The sequence below is a fragment of the Promicromonospora sp. NPDC050249 genome (assembly GCF_040656015.1).
Lineage (GTDB): Bacteria > Actinomycetota > Actinomycetes > Actinomycetales > Cellulomonadaceae > Promicromonospora.
Map to the genome: position 1 here is coordinate 129,927 of NZ_JBFAKY010000016.1, position 16,420 is coordinate 146,346.

19 protein-coding genes and 1 riboswitch are annotated in these 16,420 nt (G+C 70.3%); of the genes, 9 read left to right on the plus strand and 10 right to left on the minus strand.

Going from position 1 to position 16,420, the window contains the following annotated elements:
- Window positions 1–19: 19 nt before the first annotated feature.
- Genes AB0I32_RS15190 through AB0I32_RS15200 form a run of 3 tightly spaced genes read left to right on the plus strand, consistent with a single transcriptional unit; the run spans window position 20 to window position 3,132 of the window.
- Window positions 20–1,369, plus strand: coding sequence for an extracellular solute-binding protein (locus AB0I32_RS15190; protein WP_357507329.1), 1,350 nt, complete (start codon window positions 20–22; stop codon window positions 1,367–1,369).
- A gap of 3 nt (window positions 1,370–1,372) precedes the next feature.
- Entirely contained in the window at window positions 1,373–2,248 is an 876-nt protein-coding gene (locus AB0I32_RS15195; RefSeq protein WP_357507332.1) for a sugar ABC transporter permease, read from the plus strand.
- Window positions 2,248–3,132, plus strand: coding sequence for a carbohydrate ABC transporter permease (locus AB0I32_RS15200; protein ID WP_357507334.1), 885 nt, complete (start codon window positions 2,248–2,250; stop codon window positions 3,130–3,132). Before AB0I32_RS15195 ends, AB0I32_RS15200 begins: the two co-directional genes overlap by 1 nt.
- A gap of 117 nt (window positions 3,133–3,249) precedes the next feature.
- On the opposite strand, the gene AB0I32_RS15205 is transcribed toward AB0I32_RS15200, so the two are convergent.
- The 5 genes from AB0I32_RS15205 to AB0I32_RS15225 all read right to left on the minus strand — a co-directional run bounded on the left by AB0I32_RS15205 (window position 3,250) and on the right by AB0I32_RS15225 (window position 6,863).
- The gene (locus AB0I32_RS15205; RefSeq protein ID WP_357507336.1) at window positions 3,250–4,263 is read right to left on the minus strand and encodes a zinc-binding dehydrogenase; all 1,014 of its coding nucleotides are present in this window, start codon (window positions 4,261–4,263) and stop codon (window positions 3,250–3,252) included.
- A gap of 50 nt (window positions 4,264–4,313) precedes the next feature.
- Entirely contained in the window at window positions 4,314–4,694 is a 381-nt protein-coding gene (locus tag AB0I32_RS15210; protein WP_357507338.1) for a MerR family transcriptional regulator, read from the minus strand.
- A gap of 194 nt (window positions 4,695–4,888) precedes the next feature.
- Entirely contained in the window at window positions 4,889–5,212 is a 324-nt protein-coding gene (locus AB0I32_RS15215; protein WP_357507340.1) for a hypothetical protein, read from the minus strand.
- Between the two features lie 148 nt (window positions 5,213–5,360).
- Entirely contained in the window at window positions 5,361–6,221 is an 861-nt protein-coding gene (purU, locus tag AB0I32_RS15220) for a formyltetrahydrofolate deformylase (RefSeq protein WP_357507342.1), read from the minus strand.
- 9 nt (window positions 6,222–6,230) lie between these two features.
- Window positions 6,231–6,863 carry a GNAT family N-acetyltransferase gene (locus tag AB0I32_RS15225; protein WP_357507344.1) on the minus strand — a complete coding sequence of 211 codons (633 nt, stop codon included), beginning with the start codon at window positions 6,861–6,863 and terminating at the stop codon, window positions 6,231–6,233.
- 88 nt (window positions 6,864–6,951) lie between these two features.
- On the opposite strand from AB0I32_RS15225, the gene AB0I32_RS15230 reads away from it, so the two are divergent.
- Window positions 6,952–7,461, plus strand: coding sequence for a GNAT family N-acetyltransferase (locus AB0I32_RS15230; protein ID WP_357507346.1), 510 nt, complete (start codon window positions 6,952–6,954; stop codon window positions 7,459–7,461).
- 2 nt (window positions 7,462–7,463) lie between these two features.
- Here AB0I32_RS15230 and AB0I32_RS15235 read toward each other — a convergent pair whose 3' ends face one another.
- The 3 genes from AB0I32_RS15235 to AB0I32_RS15245 all read right to left on the minus strand — a co-directional run bounded on the left by AB0I32_RS15235 (window position 7,464) and on the right by AB0I32_RS15245 (window position 10,281).
- Window positions 7,464–7,856 carry a PPOX class F420-dependent oxidoreductase gene (locus AB0I32_RS15235; protein WP_357507348.1) on the minus strand — a complete coding sequence of 131 codons (393 nt, stop codon included), beginning with the start codon at window positions 7,854–7,856 and terminating at the stop codon, window positions 7,464–7,466.
- A gap of 38 nt (window positions 7,857–7,894) precedes the next feature.
- A complete protein-coding gene (locus AB0I32_RS15240) occupies window positions 7,895–9,391 on the minus strand; it encodes an FAD-dependent oxidoreductase (protein WP_357507350.1) in 1,497 nt (498 codons plus the stop codon).
- A gap of 86 nt (window positions 9,392–9,477) precedes the next feature.
- Window positions 9,478–10,281 carry a hypothetical protein gene (locus tag AB0I32_RS15245; protein WP_357507352.1) on the minus strand — a complete coding sequence of 268 codons (804 nt, stop codon included), beginning with the start codon at window positions 10,279–10,281 and terminating at the stop codon, window positions 9,478–9,480.
- A gap of 144 nt (window positions 10,282–10,425) precedes the next feature.
- Window positions 10,426–10,512, plus strand: a riboswitch (ZMP/ZTP riboswitch).
- 96 nt (window positions 10,513–10,608) lie between these two features.
- Here AB0I32_RS15245 and glyA point away from each other — a divergent pair.
- The 3 genes from glyA to AB0I32_RS15260 all read left to right on the plus strand — a co-directional run bounded on the left by glyA (window position 10,609) and on the right by AB0I32_RS15260 (window position 13,436).
- The gene (gene glyA / locus AB0I32_RS15250; protein WP_357507354.1) at window positions 10,609–11,889 is read left to right on the plus strand and encodes a serine hydroxymethyltransferase; all 1,281 of its coding nucleotides are present in this window, start codon (window positions 10,609–10,611) and stop codon (window positions 11,887–11,889) included.
- A gap of 2 nt (window positions 11,890–11,891) precedes the next feature.
- Complete coding sequence (locus AB0I32_RS15255; protein ID WP_357507356.1) at window positions 11,892–12,776, plus strand: bifunctional methylenetetrahydrofolate dehydrogenase/methenyltetrahydrofolate cyclohydrolase; 885 nt, start codon at window positions 11,892–11,894, stop codon at window positions 12,774–12,776.
- Window positions 12,777–12,953: 177 nt separating this feature from the next.
- Complete coding sequence (locus AB0I32_RS15260; RefSeq protein WP_357507358.1) at window positions 12,954–13,436, plus strand: VOC family protein; 483 nt, start codon at window positions 12,954–12,956, stop codon at window positions 13,434–13,436.
- Between the two features lie 19 nt (window positions 13,437–13,455).
- Here AB0I32_RS15260 and AB0I32_RS15265 read toward each other — a convergent pair whose 3' ends face one another.
- Both AB0I32_RS15265 and AB0I32_RS15270 read right to left on the minus strand, forming a co-directional pair.
- Window positions 13,456–14,112, minus strand: a complete 657-nt coding sequence (locus AB0I32_RS15265; protein ID WP_357507360.1) for a TRIC cation channel family protein — start codon at window positions 14,110–14,112, stop codon at window positions 13,456–13,458.
- 93 nt (window positions 14,113–14,205) lie between these two features.
- Window positions 14,206–14,934 (minus strand): alpha/beta hydrolase, encoded by a 729-nt coding sequence (locus tag AB0I32_RS15270; protein ID WP_357507362.1) that lies wholly within the window; start codon window positions 14,932–14,934, stop codon window positions 14,206–14,208.
- Between the two features lie 179 nt (window positions 14,935–15,113).
- Between AB0I32_RS15270 and AB0I32_RS15275 the strand changes: the two genes are divergently transcribed.
- Window positions 15,114–15,938, plus strand: a complete 825-nt coding sequence (locus AB0I32_RS15275; protein WP_357507364.1) for an exodeoxyribonuclease III — start codon at window positions 15,114–15,116, stop codon at window positions 15,936–15,938.
- Between the two features lie 135 nt (window positions 15,939–16,073).
- Window positions 16,074–16,337 (plus strand): GlsB/YeaQ/YmgE family stress response membrane protein, encoded by a 264-nt coding sequence (locus AB0I32_RS15280; protein ID WP_357507366.1) that lies wholly within the window; start codon window positions 16,074–16,076, stop codon window positions 16,335–16,337.
- The last annotated feature ends 83 nt before the right edge of the window (window positions 16,338–16,420 follow it).

Consider the following 16,420-nt stretch of genomic DNA (forward strand, 5'->3'; position numbering starts at 1 on the left):
CACGACGCAAGGGAGCTTCATGCGCACGGCACGATTCTTCATCGCACCCGTCACGGCAGTGGCACTCGCCCTCTCGCTCGGTGCCTGCGGCTCGGGCGGGGGCGGCTCCGACGACGGCACGATCAAGGTCGCCTACCAGAAGTTCGGCAACTTCACGCAGGCGGACGAGCTGTTCAAGAACGTCAAGGCCGACTTCGAGAAGGCGAACCCGGACATCACCGTCGAGCTCGTGCCTATCGAGGCACAGCAGAACGACTACTTCACGAAGCTCGCGCTGATGAACCGGTCGCCCAGCACCGCGCCCGACGTCATGTACGAGGACACGTACATGATCAAGTCCGACGTCGAGGCCGGATACCTGGCGCCGCTGGACGACTATCTCGCCGAGTGGGACGAGTGGGACCAGTTCGTCGACAGCGCCAAGGAAGCCGGCGCGGGCGACGACGGCAAGACCTACGGCGTCTCCATGGGGACCGACACCCGCGGCCTCTGGTTCAACAAGGACGTGCTCGCGAAGGCGGGCCTGCCGGAGGACTGGGCGCCGAAGTCCTGGGACGAGCTGCTCGAGGCGGCAAGGGCCATCAAGGAGTCCGACCCCGACGTCGTGCCGTTCAACATGTACTCCGGCAAGCCGCAGGGTGAGGCGGCGGTCATGCAGGGCTTCGAGATGCTGCTGTACGGGACGGGCGACACTCTCTACGAGGACGGCAAGTGGGTGCTCGGCTCCCAGGGCTTCGTCGACGCTCTCGACTTCGTCCAGACGGTGTTCACCGAAGGCCTCGCGCCAACGCCCCAGCAGGCACTCGACACCAACATCGGCAACACGGTCCAGGCCGAGTGGCTGCCCGAGGGCAAGGTCGGCATCGCGCTCGACGGCTCCTGGGTGGCCGGCAACTGGCTCGAGTCCGGCGTCGCGCCGTGGCCCGAGTGGTCCGAGAAGATGGGCGCAGCGCCGATGCCGACCCAGGACGGCGCCGCACCGGGTGCGGTGAGCATGTCCGGCGGCTGGACCCTCGCCATGGGGGCCGGTTCCAGCAACCCCGACGCCGCCTTCGAGTTCATCTCGATGGCCCTGAACCGCGAGAACTCCCTGTGGTTCGACGTCGCGAACAGCCAGATCGCCGTGCGGACCGACGTCGCGGAGGACCCCGAGTACACGAAGACCAACCCGACCACCGAGTTCTTCACCGGCCTCGTCGACGTCACCCACTTCCGGCCCGCCACCTCGGACTACCCGAAGGTCTCCAACGAGATCATGGTCGCGATGGAGTCCGTGATGACCGGACAGCAGACGCCTGAGGAGGCCGCTGCGGTCTACGACGAGGCCGTCACCGGCATCGTCGGCGAAGAGAACACGACCCAGGGCTGACCTGTGGCCGTCACGTCCCGCGGCGCGGCGCGGGTGATCCCACTCGCGCCCGCCGTCGTCCTTCTTGTGCTCTTCATGCTCGGCCCGGTGGTGTGGTCGTTCTACGGCTCGTTCACGAACGCCGCGCTCACCGGACCCGCCGCCCTGAACCCGGAGTGGATAGGGCTCGACAACTACACCGCGCTGTTCGGCGACGCGGACTTCCCGAAGTCGCTGTGGCTGACCGTCGTGTTCGTGTTCCTGTCCGCGGTGGTGGGGCAGAACATCATGGGCATCATGCTCGCCGGGCTGCTGCGCTCGGCGGTCAAGCCGGTGCGGTCCATCGCCTCGACGGTGGTGGTCGCCGCCTGGGTGCTGCCCGAGATCGTCGCCGCGTTCGCCGCGTACGCGTTCTTCCACTCCGAGGGCACGCTCAACGCCATGCTCGGCGGCATCGGGATCACCGGGCCCGACTGGCTCTACTCCACGCCGATGCTCGCGGTGATCGTCGCGAACATCTGGCGCGGCACCGCCTTCTCGATGATGGTCTACTCGGCGGCGCTCGCCGAGGTGCCGCCGGAGCTCACCGAGGCCGCGCAGCTCGACGGCGCGAACGGGCTGCAGCGGCTGGCGTGGGTGACCCTGCCCGTCATCCGGCGCAGCATCTCGACCAACCTCATGCTCACGACGCTGCAGACGCTGTCCGTGTTCACGCTGATCTACGTGATGACCGGCGGCGGTCCGGGCACCGACAGCTCGACGCTGCCGATCCTGGCGTACCAGGAGGCGTTCAAGTTCGCGCAGGTCGGCTACGGCACGGCCATCGCGACGGTGATGATCATCGTGGGCGCGGTCTTCTCCGTGATCTACATCCGCGCGCTCCGACCGGAGGTGGACTGATGACGGACACGATGACGAGGCCCGCCGCACCGGCCAGGGGCGGCGTCGGCCGCCTGGCGGGACCACGCGTCAAGGCCACCAAAGTGGCGGCGAACCTGGTGCTGCTCGTGATCGCGCTGCTGTTCGTGCTCCCGATGGCGTGGGTGCTCGTCGCGTCGTTCGACGCGGAGGCGACGCTCTCCTTCGGCCTGCCCGACGCCGTGACGACCGCCAACTTCTCCGCGATCCTGACGCCGGAGCTGACGTGGCTGCCGTTGTGGAACGCGTTCGTGCTGTCGGCGGGGTCCGGGGCGATCACGGTGGTCGTGGCGGTGCTCGCGGCCTATCCGTTGTCGCGGTACCGGATGCGGTTCGGCAAGTACTTCCTGTACTCGGTGCTGTTCGGGACGTGCCTGCCGATCACGGCGATCATGGTCCCGGTGTACGCGCTGTTCGTGCAGCTCAACCTGCTGGACTCGCTGCCGGGCACCATCTTCTTCATGGCGGCGACCTCGCTGCCCATGGCGATCTGGATGACGAAGAACTTCATGGACTCCGTGCCCATCTCGCTCGAGGAGGCGGCCTGGACCGAGGGGGCCTCGGCGATGCAGGCGCTCCGGCGCGTGGTGCTCCCGCTCATGCGGCCGGGCATCGCGGTGGTGTTCATCTTCGTGTTCGTGCAGGCGTGGGGGAACTTCTTCGTCCCGTTCGTGCTGCTGCTCTCCCCGGAGAAGCAGCCGGCGGCCGTGAGCATCTTCGCGTTCTTCGGGCAGTACGGCTCGGTCGCGTACGGCCAGCTCGCGGCGTACTCGCTGCTCTATGCCGCGCCGGTCCTGGGCCTGTACGTCCTCGTCACGAGGATCTCGGGCTCGGCGTTCGCCCTGGCGGGCGCGGTCAAGGGCTGACGGCGCCCCGGCCCGCGACGCCGGGCCGGGGCCGCCGAATGTCCGCCACCATCACGCGGTTGTGCATGGAAACGGCCGCGAAAGCATGCGCAACAGCGTGATGGAGGCGGACATCCACTACTGCCGCGGGTCGAGGGCGTGCTTGCCGCGGCTCGTGCGCAGCTCCAGCTCTCGGAGCGCGGCGGGGCCCTCGGTCAGCGGGTGGGTCACTGGCGTGCCCGGCGGGTAGACGCCGTCCTCGATCAGCGTTCCGAGCTCGGCCACGAGCGACCGGTACAGGGCCGGCGCAGCGGAGGCCAGCGCGCCGATGTGCAGGCCCTTGACCTGTACCGGGTGGTTGAAGACGAGGTCGTGCGTGGTCAGGGAGGCGCTGCCGGAGGCGTCACCGAACACCACGACGCGTCCGGTGAACCTCTTGGTGACCGCCAGGCTGGTCTCGAACGTGTCCCGTCCGACCGATTCGAGGACCAGGTCGACGCCGCCCGTGAGGCGGCCGAGGGCTGCGCCCAGATCGGCCCGCGTGCTGTCGAGCACCTCGTCGGCGCCGAGCGCCCGGACGGCGTCGTGCTTGGCGGGCGACGCCGTCGCGACGACGCGCGCGCCGTAGTGCCGCGCGAGGCGGACGGCGGCCTGTCCGACACCGCCGGCCGCGGCGTGGACGAGTACCGTCTCGCCCACCCTGACCTCACCGAGCGGCCGCAGGGCCGCCAACGCGGTCGCCCAGTTCAGGACCATGCCGAGCGCCGCGGCGTCGCTCCAGCCCGACGGCACGGGCAGCACACCGTGGTGCGGCATCACCATGTACTCCGCGAACGCCCCCGGTCCCGTCCCGACGACACGGGTGCCGATCGGCAACGGCTCCTCGACCTCCGGGCCGACGCCGACGATCTCGCCGGCAGCCTCGAAGCCCGCCACGTAGGGCGGCGTCGGCCCGCCGCCGTAGGTTCCCCGGGACTGCATGACGTCGGCGAAGTTGACCCCGGCAGCGCCGACCCGGACGAGATAGTCGCCGGGCCCCGGCGTCGGACGGCGACGGCGGGTGAGGATCAGGTTGCCCGGACCGTGGTGGGACTGCTGGACCAGCGCTCGCATCGTGTCCGCTGAGTTCTCGTGTCGGTTGATCGCGTCCATGCGGGGAACGTAGAACCCTCACGCTTGCGTCAACGTCAAGCCCTCCGCGGTCATCGACGGGCGCGGCCGGCCTCGTTCAGGAACGCGTCCAGGGCGGACTTCTGGGAATCGAGGACCGTGATCCGCGCAGCGAGCCGGTCGCGGTAGGCCCGCACCTCGTCCAGGAACTCGGTGCGCGGCTGGTCGGCAGTGGCGTCGCGGCCGTCGGCCGGCTCGGGCAGCAGCTCCCTGATCATCCGCACGGGCAGCCCGGACTCCAGCAACGAGCGGACGGCGATCACCCGGTCGACCGTGGTCCGGCAGTAGTCCCGGTAGCCGTTGCCGCACCGGCCGGGGACGATCAGGCCCTCGTCCTCGTAGAACCGCAACGACCTCGCACTCGCGCCGGTGGCTCTGGAGGCTTCGCCGATCTTCACACTCGTGCGCAACATCGAGCGACGGCTCGATCTTCCGCCGAGCGGTTGCCTCTGTTGCGGCACTTCCCGCTCTGCGGCGCTGGTCGGTGTTGCGTTGGACGGGTAATCTGAGAGACGCGAAGGGCAGTAGCCCGGAGAAGCAAGCCCGAGAGCCTTCCGGACGGTCGGCGTCTCGGGCTCTGCGCTATCTGTGATCTCAAGCGGCGGTTTCAGGCCTCGACCTCGTGGACCACGAGCGGGCGCACTCTTGCTCGCCACGCTGCGTCCCGGTTCCAGGCCCATGCGATGGCGTCAGCGGCCCAGAGCAGCGGTTCTTCGTGTCGCTCCTTGTGGTCGTAGCGGACGTCACTCTTGTGCAGTTCTTCGAAGAGCCATCTCTTGTCATCGGGGACAAGAGTTCGATCGGTCTCAAGGACGACGAACGAAGTGTCCTTCTCGACGCACGTCCTGGCGAGCGTTCGTACGCACAGCTCGCGTGGCGTCTGCGCTGTTCGCCGCTTGGGCGCAGAGACGACCAGGGCGGAGACATCCATGTCGACCAGGGTGCGTACGACGGCGTCCCGAACTGCGTTGCGCTCGGAAACGAAGTGGATGCTGCGCTGGCCGGGACGTCGAAGGTCTCGCAATGACCCCCTGATGGACGTCAGGAGCCCGGCATCGCGCATTTCTACACCCGCGCCCTCAGCGGAAGACGACCGTGCGGCGTCCGTCCATCAGCACCCGGCGCTCCGCGTGCCAGCGGACGGCGCGGGCGAGCGTGCGCCGCTCGACGTCCTCCCCGATGCCGACCAGGTCCTCGACCGTGCGGGAGTGGTCGACGCGCTCGACGTCCTGCTCGATGATCGGGCCCTCGTCGAGGTCGCCCGTCACGTAGTGCGACGTGGCGCCGATGATCTTGACGCCGCGGTCGTGGGCCTGCCGGTACGGACCTGCACCCTTGAACGACGGCAGGAACGAGTGGTGGATGTTGATGATCTGCCCGCTGAGGTCGCGGCACAGCTCGTCCGAGAGGATCTGCATGTACCGCGCGAGCACCACGACCTCGACGTCCAGCTCCTTGACCAGGCCGCGCAACGTGGCCTCCGCCTCGGGCTTGGTGTCCTTCGTGACCGGGACGTGGTGGAACGGCTTGCCGTAGAACGTGGCGATGTCCTCCAGGTCGCGATGGTTGCCCACCACGCCGACGACATCGATCGGCATGCGCTGCGAGCGCTCGCGGTACAGCAGGTCGACGAGGCAGTGGGCCGCCTTTGACACCATGATCAGCGTGCGGATCCGCCTGCCGACGACATCCAGCGTCCATGTCATCGCGAACCGGCCGGCCACCTGCGTCATCGCGGTGGTGAGCTCGTCGCGGGACGCGGTCGACTCGACCTGCACGCGCATGAAGAACAGGCCCGACGTCGGGTCTCCGAACTGCTGCGACTCGGTGATGTTGCCGCCGTGCTCGGCGAGCATTCCCGCCACCGCGTGCACGATTCCCGGCTGGTCCGGGCAGGACAGGGTGAGGATCCAGTGGGTGGCTGCGGTCGCGTCGTTCACGCGGTCAGGCTAACCCGCTGGGGCCGAGGCGGCTCCGCCGTCCGCGACGAGCTCCTTGCGCATCACCCAGCGCCGTCGGCCCCCGCTGACGCCGCTCGTCTCGGCCGCGCGCTCGAAGCCCGCCTCCTCGAACATCCGCACGGTCCCGACGTAGCCGCTGATCACGTCGACGCGGTCCGGGCCGACGTCGGCCGGGTAGCCCTCGACCACCTCGGCGCCGTGCGCCCGGGCGTGCTCGACCGCCCCAGCGAGGAGGTGGTGCATGAGCCCGCGCTTGCGGTACCCCGTGCGGACCACGAAGCACACCGCCACCCAGGCGTCACGGTCGTCGACGAACGGGATGGTGCGGCTGTTCATGAGCCGGCGGTACGTGGAACGGGGCGCGATCGAGCACCAGCCCGCCACGACGTCGTCGACGTAGACCAGCACACCGGGGCCGGGCTCGGACTCGCAGAGGTTCCGCATGTAGCCGGGGCGCTCGTCGTTGCGGACCCGGCTGTCCCGGTAGCTCATGCACCAGCAGCCCCCGCCACCCGGCTTCTTGACCCCGACCACCTCGTAGAAGTCGTCATACCGCCCCACCGCGGAGCGCACGTCGATGCGCTCGCCCTCCGCCGTCCGCCGGGCTCCTGAGCTCCCCATGCTCCGAACCTACTCCGGGCCACCGACACGACCATCTGCACCGCGAACACCGTCGACCCGGGCGCGCCAACTCTGCCACCATGGACCCATGAGCAACTCCACCACGACGATCGCGCTGGTCGAGGACGACCACGCGGGCGAGCTCCTCACGTTGCGGCGCGCCGCGTTCGTGACCGAGGCCCAGCTGTACGACGACCCGCACATCCCGCCCCTGACGCAGACGCTCGCCGAGCTGCGGGACGATCTGGCCCGTGACGACGTCGTGACCATCGGCGCGTGGGAGGGCCACCGGATGATCGGCTCGGTACGCGTCGAGATCGAGGGCGAGAAGGCGACGCTCGGCCGGCTCGCCGTCGCGCCGGACAAGCAGGCTCGCGGCATCGGCACCGAGATGCTCTTCGCCGTGCTGCCGTACCTGCCGGAGCAGACCAAGGAGATCTGGGTCTTCACCGGCAAGGACTCGAAGCAGAACCTCGCGATGTACACGAAGCACGGTTACGAGGAGCAGTACGACAAGGCCGCCGGCGACCTGACGTACACCTACCTGCGGCGCGTGCTGGGTGCCGCGGGCGCGCAGAGCGTGCCCCAGGACAGCTGAGGTCAGTAACCCCAGGCGTGGTAGGACTCGATCTCCAGCCACGCGTCGACCCGCGGGTTCTCGCGGTTCGGGTACGGGCTGCCCGTGTAGTGGGTCGCGAGCCGGTCGATGCCGGCCAGGCCCTCGTCGGGCGTGATCGTCACGCGGCCCTGGATGCTGATGTGCCGGTACCACGTGTCGCCGTCGAGCACCGTGAGGGAGACGCACGGGTCCGCGCGCAGGTGCTCCAGGCGCTTGCGGGTGGCGTCGAGGTTGAGCAGCACCCTGCCGTCGTCGTACAGGTACCAGGTGGCCACGGAGACGGGCGCGCCGTCGGGCCGGACGGTCGCCATGACGGCGGGGTTCGGCTGGGCGAGGATCTTCGCGATGTTCTGGGGGACCGGGGGCGTGGCCACTGTGTGCTCCTTCGACGTCGGACGGTCCGAGCAGCCAATCAGGTATCGAGCCCCAGGCCAAGCGTGTCGAGCGACCGGAGCAGCAGGTTGCGTCGTCCGCTCTGGTGGTCCGCCCGGTCCAGGGCCAGCCGTGTGGCCCGTATTCCGGCGGCCGCCACCGGCTCGGGCGGGAACGGAACAGGCGTCCGCCGCACCGTCCGGAGCCTCGTGCGTTCGGTGTCGGGGGCGCCGTCCATGACGTCGAGCCGGTCGAGCATCACCTGAGCGGCGAAGTGGCCGGTGCTGACGCCGAGCCCTGCCAGCCCTCCGGTGTGCTGCACGCGACCGCCCGCGGCCTGCGCGAAGTACGCGCCGGGCCGGGTGGCCGTGTCGACGGTGCCCGACCACCTGTGCGTGAGCCGGATGCCCTCCAGCTGCGGAAACGTGGTCAGGAGGTGCTCGGTGAGCCGCCGGAACGTCGCCGGCCGGTCCTCGTACGTCCGGCTCATGCGCCCGCCGTAGTGGTAGACGGCGTCGTGCCCGCCGAACACTATCCGGTCGTCCGCCGTGAGCCGGTAGCGGTGGGACCGGTTCGCCAGGTCGGCGAGACCCTGCCTGCCGCGCCAGCCGATCGCGCCCAGCAGGTCGGTGGGCAGCGGCTCCGTGGCGATCGCCGAGGCGTAGACGGGCACGGTGTGGTGGCGGTAGCGCCGTAGCAGCGCTGGGAACGAGCCGGTCCCGAGCAGCACGCGGTCCGCCTGCACGCTCGCCTCGCCGCCGGGCGAGAGGGTGCGCAGCACGACGTCGTGCGCGCCACGCCGCGGCGGGGCGAGCCCGGTCACCCGGGTCTGCTCGAAGATCTCCACGCCGAGGTCGCTCGCGGCCCGCGCCAGCTCCGCGGCCAGCCGCGCGGGGTGCACCAGCGCGGCGTCGTCCGGCCGGAGCAGACCGGCCTCGTAGGTGGGGCTCGCCACCTCGGCGCGCATCTTCGCCCGGTCGAGGAACGTGTGCGGGGCGCCGGTGCGGGCGGCCCGCGCGGCGGCGTCGAGCAGCCAGTCGATCTGGTGCGGCTCGATCGCGAGGTCCACCATGCCGGTGCGTTCCCACTGGCAGTCCAGACCAAGGGCGTCCACCGTCGCTCCGATCGCCGCGAGATTCTCGTGGCCGAGCCGGACCATGAGGTCGTGCTCGTCGGGTCCGTCCAGGCGGTCCGGGACGTCCGGCGGGCGTCCGCTCGCGCGGCCGTGCGTGAGGTTCGCCCCGCAGAACCCGCCGTTCCTGCCCGACGCCGCCCACCCCACCGAGCGGGCCTCGACCAGCACGACGCGTGCCCCGGGGTGACGCTGCTTCGCGCGGAGCGCTGACCAGAGGCCGGTGTACCCGCCGCCGACCACCGCGATGTCGGCACGGAGCGGCGCCGACAGCGTCGGGTAGCTCGTACGCTCACCCAGGTCGTCCAGCCAGAACACCGCGTGGTGCGTCCCGCCCAGTGCGTGGTCGACGACGGCGCGAGCCGGGACGTTGCGCTCGAAGACGGTCTGCTGGAGACGTGCCATACGGCGAATCTAGCCAATGTCCGGTGACTACCGGTTTCGCCGGGATGAGCGTCAGATGACGGTGCAGGTCAGGCTCTGCCTCCGGCTCAGGAGCCGAGGCAGATCGTCTCGTAGCTGCGCTGTGCGTCGAAACCGAGCCGGAGCTCGTCCTTGGTCCCCTCTGGGCACTCGACGCCCCCGACCGTCAGGCCGGTGACCGGATGCGCGCCGTCGGACGAGCACGCCACCTCGGCGCCGTCCCCGTCCACGCAGTCGCCGGTCATGAGCTGCCCGCCACCCATCCCCGGGTCACCCGGGTGGTCGTCGGACAGGTTGCGGGCACAGACCGCCTGGGTCTCCCCGCCGGCGTTGCCGTCCTTCTGGAAGACGAGGTCCGTGCCCGCCGGGCAGTGCAGCTGGCCCACCGACACGGCGTCCTGGATGTCGAGGACCGTGACGGTCGCACCCGGGTCGTCGCAGGGCAGCGGACGGTAGGTGGCCGTCTCGGCATCGGTGCTCTCCACCGCCGGGTCCGGTCCGGCACACGAGTCGACCGCCCAGGTCGCGGTGGGCGCCTCGGTGGAGTCGGGGCCGAAGAAGTAGAAGCCGACGGCGCCGATGACGGCCGCGGCGACGACGAACGCGACGACCGACCAGATCCAGTCCCGCCTGCCGCCCTTCCTGCGGCGGTCGCCGCTGCCGTCGTTGCCGGTCCGCACAGGGCCCGTGGCGGGCCAGCCCGGCTCCGGGTCCTGACCCACGCCGGGGCTTGCGGCGAACTGGCCCGACGGGGGGCGGGTCGCGGCGAACGGGCCGGACGGCGGCTGACCGCCGGTCCACCGGCTGTTCTGGCGACGCTGGTCCGGCTGGTGTTCCGGAACACCAGCGTCCGGTGACACGGGGTAGGGCATGGGCCGCACCATAGCCACGTCCGGCTGAATCGCGAAAGGGTCTCAGATACTTTCGTTGCAATACCGGGCTTTTCGCTCCTCCTGGTCGAGGACGGGATCACCGGACGGTCGTCGGGCACGGGTTCGTACCCGCCGCTGCTACGATCTTCGGGTCGCGACTGGCGTCAGGTGGATCACCACCGGGGAGCGACGAGTCATGCCGACGAGGGGTCGTTCGCCTGGGCCCCGGGTCACCTCGTGAAGGTGTGCGCCCGGGCAGTCGTGTCGCGGCGCGTGTGCTTTCCACCGCCGTCCGACAATCCCCGTCCCGCATGAATCGAGGAGCTTATGAGCGCATCGACTCCCGACCCGCTCTCCACCCCGCTCGCTGAGCTCGACCCCGAGATCGCCGCCGTCCTGGACGGAGAGCTGGCCCGCCAGCGTGACACTCTCGAGATGATCGCGTCCGAGAACTTCGTGCCGCGTGCCGTCCTGGAGGCCCAGGGCTCGGTCCTGACGAACAAGTACGCCGAGGGCTACCCCGGCCGCCGTTACTACGGTGGCTGCGAGCAGGTGGACATCGCGGAGAACCTCGCGATCGCCCGCGCCAAGGACCTGTTCGGCGCCGAGCACGTCAACGTCCAGCCCCACTCCGGCGCCCAGGCCAACGCGGCGGTGCTGCACGCCCTGATCAACGCCGGTGACAAGATCCTCGGCCTCGAGCTGGCCCACGGCGGCCACCTCACGCACGGCATGAAGATCAACTTCAGCGGCAAGCTGTACGACGTCGGCGCCTACGGCGTGGACCCGCAGTCCTACCGCATCGAGATGGACGAGGTCCGCAAGAAGGCGCTGGAGCACCGCCCCGACGTCATCATCGCCGGCTGGTCCGCCTACCCGCGCCAGCTCGACTTCGCCGCGTTCCGCGAGGTCGCGGACGAGGTCGGCGCCAAGCTGTGGGTCGACATGGCGCACTTCGCCGGGCTCGTCGCGGCCGACCTGCACCCGTCGCCCGTCCCGCACGCCGACGTCGTCTCCTCGACCGTCCACAAGACGATCGGCGGGCCGCGCTCCGGCTTCATCCTCTCCAAGGGTGAGTACGCCAAGAAGATCGACTCCGCGGTGTTCCCCGGCCAGCAGGGTGGCCCGCTCATGCACGTGATCGCCGCCAAGGCGGTCTCGTTCAAGGTCGCGGCGACCGAGTCGTTCAAGGACCGCCAGGAGCGCACGCTGCGGGGTGCCTCGATCATCGCCGAGCGTCTCTCGCAGCCCGACGTCGCGGCGGCCGGTGCCTCCGTGCTGACCGGCGGCACCGACGTGCACCTGGTGCTCGTCGACCTGCGCAACTCGCAGCTCGACGGTCAGCAGGCGGAGGACCTCCTGCACGACGCCGGGATCACCGTGAACCGCAACGCCGTCCCGTTCGACCCGCGGCCCCCGCGCGTCACCTCGGGCCTGCGGATCGGCACGCCGGCGCTCGCCACGCGCGGGTTCGGCGACGCCGAGTTCACGGAGGTCGCCGACATCATCGCGACGGCCCTCAAGAACGGCGCGGCAACGGACGTGGACGCCCTCTCGGCCCGCGTGGCAGCGCTGACGGCCAAGTTCCCGCTCTACCCGGGTCTCTGACCATGACGGCTCAGATCCTGGACGGGAAGAGTGTCGCCTCGGCCATCAAGGGCGAGCTGAAGGAGCGGGTCGCGGCGCTGCGCGAGCGCGGCGTCGTGCCCGGGCTGGGCACGCTGCTGGTCGGCGACGACCCCGGGTCGCAGTGGTACGTGGCGGGCAAGCACCGCGACTGCGCCGAGGTCGGTATCGCGTCGATCCGGGAGGACCTCCCGGCCGACGCCACGCAGGAGGACATCGAGGCAGCCGTGCGCCGGCTGAACGAGGACCCGGCCTGCACCGGGTACATCGTCCAGCTGCCGCTGCCGAAGGGCATCGACGCCAACCGTGTGCTCGAGCTTGTCGACCCCGACAAGGACGCCGACGGCCTGCATCCCACCAACCTGGGGCGCCTGGTGCTGCGGGTCAACGAGGAGGTCACCTCCTCGCTGCCCTGCACGCCGCGGGGCATCATCGAGCTCATCGAGCGGTACGGCATCAAGCTCGCGGGCAAGGAGGTCGTCGTGCTCGGCCGCGGGACCACCGTCGGCCGGTCGATCGGCCTGCTGCTCACGCGGCGTGCGGTGAACGCGACGGTCACCCTGACGCACACCGGCACGCAGGACCTCGCCGCGCTGGTCAGGCGGGCCGACGTCGTCGTGGCCGCCGCGGGCGTCAAGGGCATCGTCTCCGGCGACATGGTGAAGCCGGGCGCCGTGCTGATCGACGTCGGCGTCTCCCGCGAGACCGACCCGGAGACGGGCAAGTCGCGCGTGGTGGGCGACGTGTCGCCCGAGGCCGCTGAGATCGCGGGCTGGGTGTCGCCCAACCCGGGCGGCGTCGGCCCGATGACGCGCGCGATGCTCCTGTCCAACGTGGTGGACTCGGCGGAGCGCGCTCTCGCGCGCTGACCACCGCTGACCATGTCGAGCACAGCGGCTGCTGCCCAGATTCGGTGGATCCTGGCAGCAGCCGCTGTGCTCGACGCCATGGCCGGCGCGGCGGTCCGGCCGATGAGTTTTCTCAGGTCGCCGGGTCGGAGTAGGTGAAGGGGCCGACGACGGTCCCCACCCACTCAGGAGGACACGATGGCTACCGTTCGAGCGCATCTCTGGTTCGCGAACAACAACGCCGGCGAGGCGGCCGCGTTCTACGCCGAGCACATCCCCGGATCGTCGGTGGACAACGTCGTCAAGGCACCCAAGGACGCGCCGGGCCCCGAGGAGGGCGCCGACTTCGTCGTGGAGTTCACGGTGGGCGGACTGCCCGTGACCGGTCTCAACGCCGGCCCGCACGTCACCCTGAACGAGGCGTTCTCGTTCTACCTGTCCGTCGAGGGCCAGGAGGAGGTCGACCACTACTGGAACCTCCTGACCGCCGACGGCGGCGAGCCCGGCGCCTGCGGCTGGTGCAAGGACAAGTTCGGGGTCTCGTGGCAGGTCATCCCCAAGGAGCTCGAGCAGCTGTCGGGCACCTACTCGACGCCGGGCGAGATCGCGACGATGAACGCGATGCTCCAGATGGGCAAGATCGACGTGGCCGCGCTGCAGGCGGCGCACGACGGGGCCTAGATCGTTCGACGGGGACTGCTCAGCGCGGCCGCCGCCGCACGACCAAGGCCTGCTGCTCGGGGAACTGCCAGCCGTACCGGAGGGCGAGGAGTCGGAGCAGGGTGGTGAGCACCACCGCGGCGACGGCGGCCCACAGCACCGGGACCCCGAGCGCCACCAGAGCCACGAGCAGGGCGGCGCCGCCCGCTGCCGCGACCGCGTAGAGCGAGCCCACGTGCAGCAGGGCGACCGGGAGGTTGAGGGTCACGTCGCGGAGCACGGAGCCGCCGACGGCCGCCGCCGCGCCGACGAACACCGCCGGGACGGCAGGCACCCCGAGGGCAAGGGCCTTCGAGGTGCCGATCGCACCGAACAGGCCGATGACGACGGCGTCCAGCGGCAGGATGACGGGGTCGAGGCGCGCGAAGATCCGCTGCAGCGACAGCCCGGCCAGGGCGGTGACCGCCGCGACGAGCACGTACCAGGGCCCGTAGATCACCACCGGCGGTTCGCCGAGCAGGATGTCGCGCAGCAGGCTCCCGCCGAGCGCTACCCCGATTCCGAGGAGCACCGTGCCCAGCACGTCGATGCGGCGGTCGGTGAACGCGCCGGCGAAGAGGGCGCCCTGGAGTGCGCCCAGTGCCACCGCCGCGAGCTCGGCCCAGAGCGGGATCCCGAAGGGGATGATCGTGTCCATGCGGGTGCTCGTTCTCCGTGCTTGTTCTGTGCCCCGTGCCCGCTGCCGGTCCCGTCCGCGCCGTGCGGGGCGTGTCGGGACCGGCGAGACGGGTCAGCGCGCGGTGGACCGTGCGGCCTCGAGGATCACGTTCGTCACGGACTCCGGCTGGGAGACCGTCACGGCGTGCGAGGCGTCGACCTCGACGAGCGTGGCGGCCGCGCGATCGGCCATGAAGCGCGAGAGCTCCGCGGGGACGGCCAGGTCCTGCGTGGCGGAGAGCACCCACGACGGGATCGACTTCCAGGCCGCGGCGCTGGCCTGCGCCTCGAAGGCGGCGAGCCCGAGCGGACGCTGTGTGGCCGCCATGTGCTCCGCCGTGGTCGCGTCGACGTCGCCCGCGAACAGCTCGTGGAACTGGGCCGGGTCGATGTACAGCTCTGTGGCCGTCCTGCCCTCTGGCGTGGTGTACGGGAACGGCTGTGCCGCGCCGCCGAGCCTGGCTCCGGGGAACTTCTCGACGAGGTCGACCAGGCTCTCTCCGGGCTCCGCGAGGAAGCTCGCGACGTAGACCAGGGCGGTCACGTTCGGGTTGCCCTCGGCCGCGTGGCTCATCACGTGCCCGCCGTAGGAGTGGCCGGCGATGACGAGGGGCCCGTCGATCGTCTTCAGCACGTCACGCAGGTACTGCGCGTCCTGCTCCAGGTCGCGGAGGGGGTTGGCGACCGCGATCACGCGGTGGCCGGCTTCGCGAAGCGCCGTGATCGAGCCGTTCCAGCTCGACGAGTCGGCGTAGGCGCCGTGGACCAGGACGATGGTCTGCTTGGTGGCGGTGGTGTTCATGATGCCCTCTCTCGGATCGGCACTGCTTCGTCGAAGACTTCTGTCTTCGTCCCCCCGCGTAACGCATCTTGAATGCAATATATTGCATGTTGGCCGCGGGAGCGAGGGTGAACCGAGACCCCGCAGCCGCGGGGAGCGCGTGAGCGGCCCGTGTCAGAGGCGCCCGTTAGGCTTCCCGGGTGCCTCTGATCGTCGCCACAGCCAATGTCAACGGGATCCGTGCCGCCGTCCGCCGCGGCATGGATTCCTGGATCACCACCCGAACGCCCGACGTGCTGCTGCTGCAGGAGGTGCGTGCCCCCGACAAGGTGGCCCGCGAGCTGCTCGACGGCTGGCACGTCGCGCACACCGAGTGCGAGGTCAAGGGCCGCGCCGGGGTGCTCGTCGCGTCCCGGCTGCCGCTCGATGAGGTGCGTACGGGGCTGGCCGCCTACGGGCCGGAGGGCGAGGTCGAGGCAGGTGGCGACACCGGCCGCTGGATCGAGGCGGACATCGAGCTGCCTGACGGCGGGACGTTCACCGCCGTCTCCGCCTACCTGCACTCCGGGTCCACGAACCCGGGCCAGGAACACACGATGGTGGCCAAGTACGCCTACCTGGAGAAGGTCACGGCGCGCCTGGCGGAGCTCTCGACGGCGCAGACCCCGGCAGTGGTCGCGGGCGACCTCAACATCGCGCACCAGAACGCGGACATCAAGAACTGGAAGGGCAACCTGAAGAGCGCAGGCTTCCTGCCGGAGGAGCGGGCCTATGTGACCCGCTGGCTCGACGAGCACGGCTGGGCCGACCTCGGGCGGGTGCACGCCGGCGACGGTCCCGGCCCGTACACGTGGTGGTCGTGGCGCGGTGCGGCGTTCGACAACGACTCCGGCTGGCGCATCGACTACCAGCTCGCCAACCAGGCGCTCGCGGGCGCGTGCCGCAAGATCGAGGTCGACCGTGCGCCCACCTACGCGGAGCGCTGGAGCGATCACGCCCCGCTGGTGGCCACCTACGAGCTCTGAACTACCTTGTCTCTCAAGAGATGAAATATCTCTAGAGCCTAACCCTGGTCAGCACCGTGCGTTGCCCGGTAGGGTCCGGCCACCGACGGACCGCATCATCTGCGAAGCGGGCCGCACGATCGAAGGGACAACGCTGTGGGAATTCTCGGCTGGATCCTCATCGGCCTGATCATGGGCGCCATCGCACGTGCCATCCTGCCCGGCAAGGCCAGGGGCGGCTGGCTCGTCACACTGGTCATCGGGGTGCTCGGGGCTCTCCTGGGCGGCTGGCTCGGCGGGGAGCTCTTCGGCGCCCCGACCAACCAGTCCTTCTTCTCCCTGACCACCTGGCTGTGGGCCTTCATCGGATCACTGCTCGTGCTGGTCATCTGGGGCGCGGTCACGGGCAGGAGGCGCTGAGCCGACCGCCCTGCGAACCTGCCGTTGGTGGGGGAGGTGCAGGACACCGGGGAAGCCAACAACCCACACCCAGCAGCCCCCCC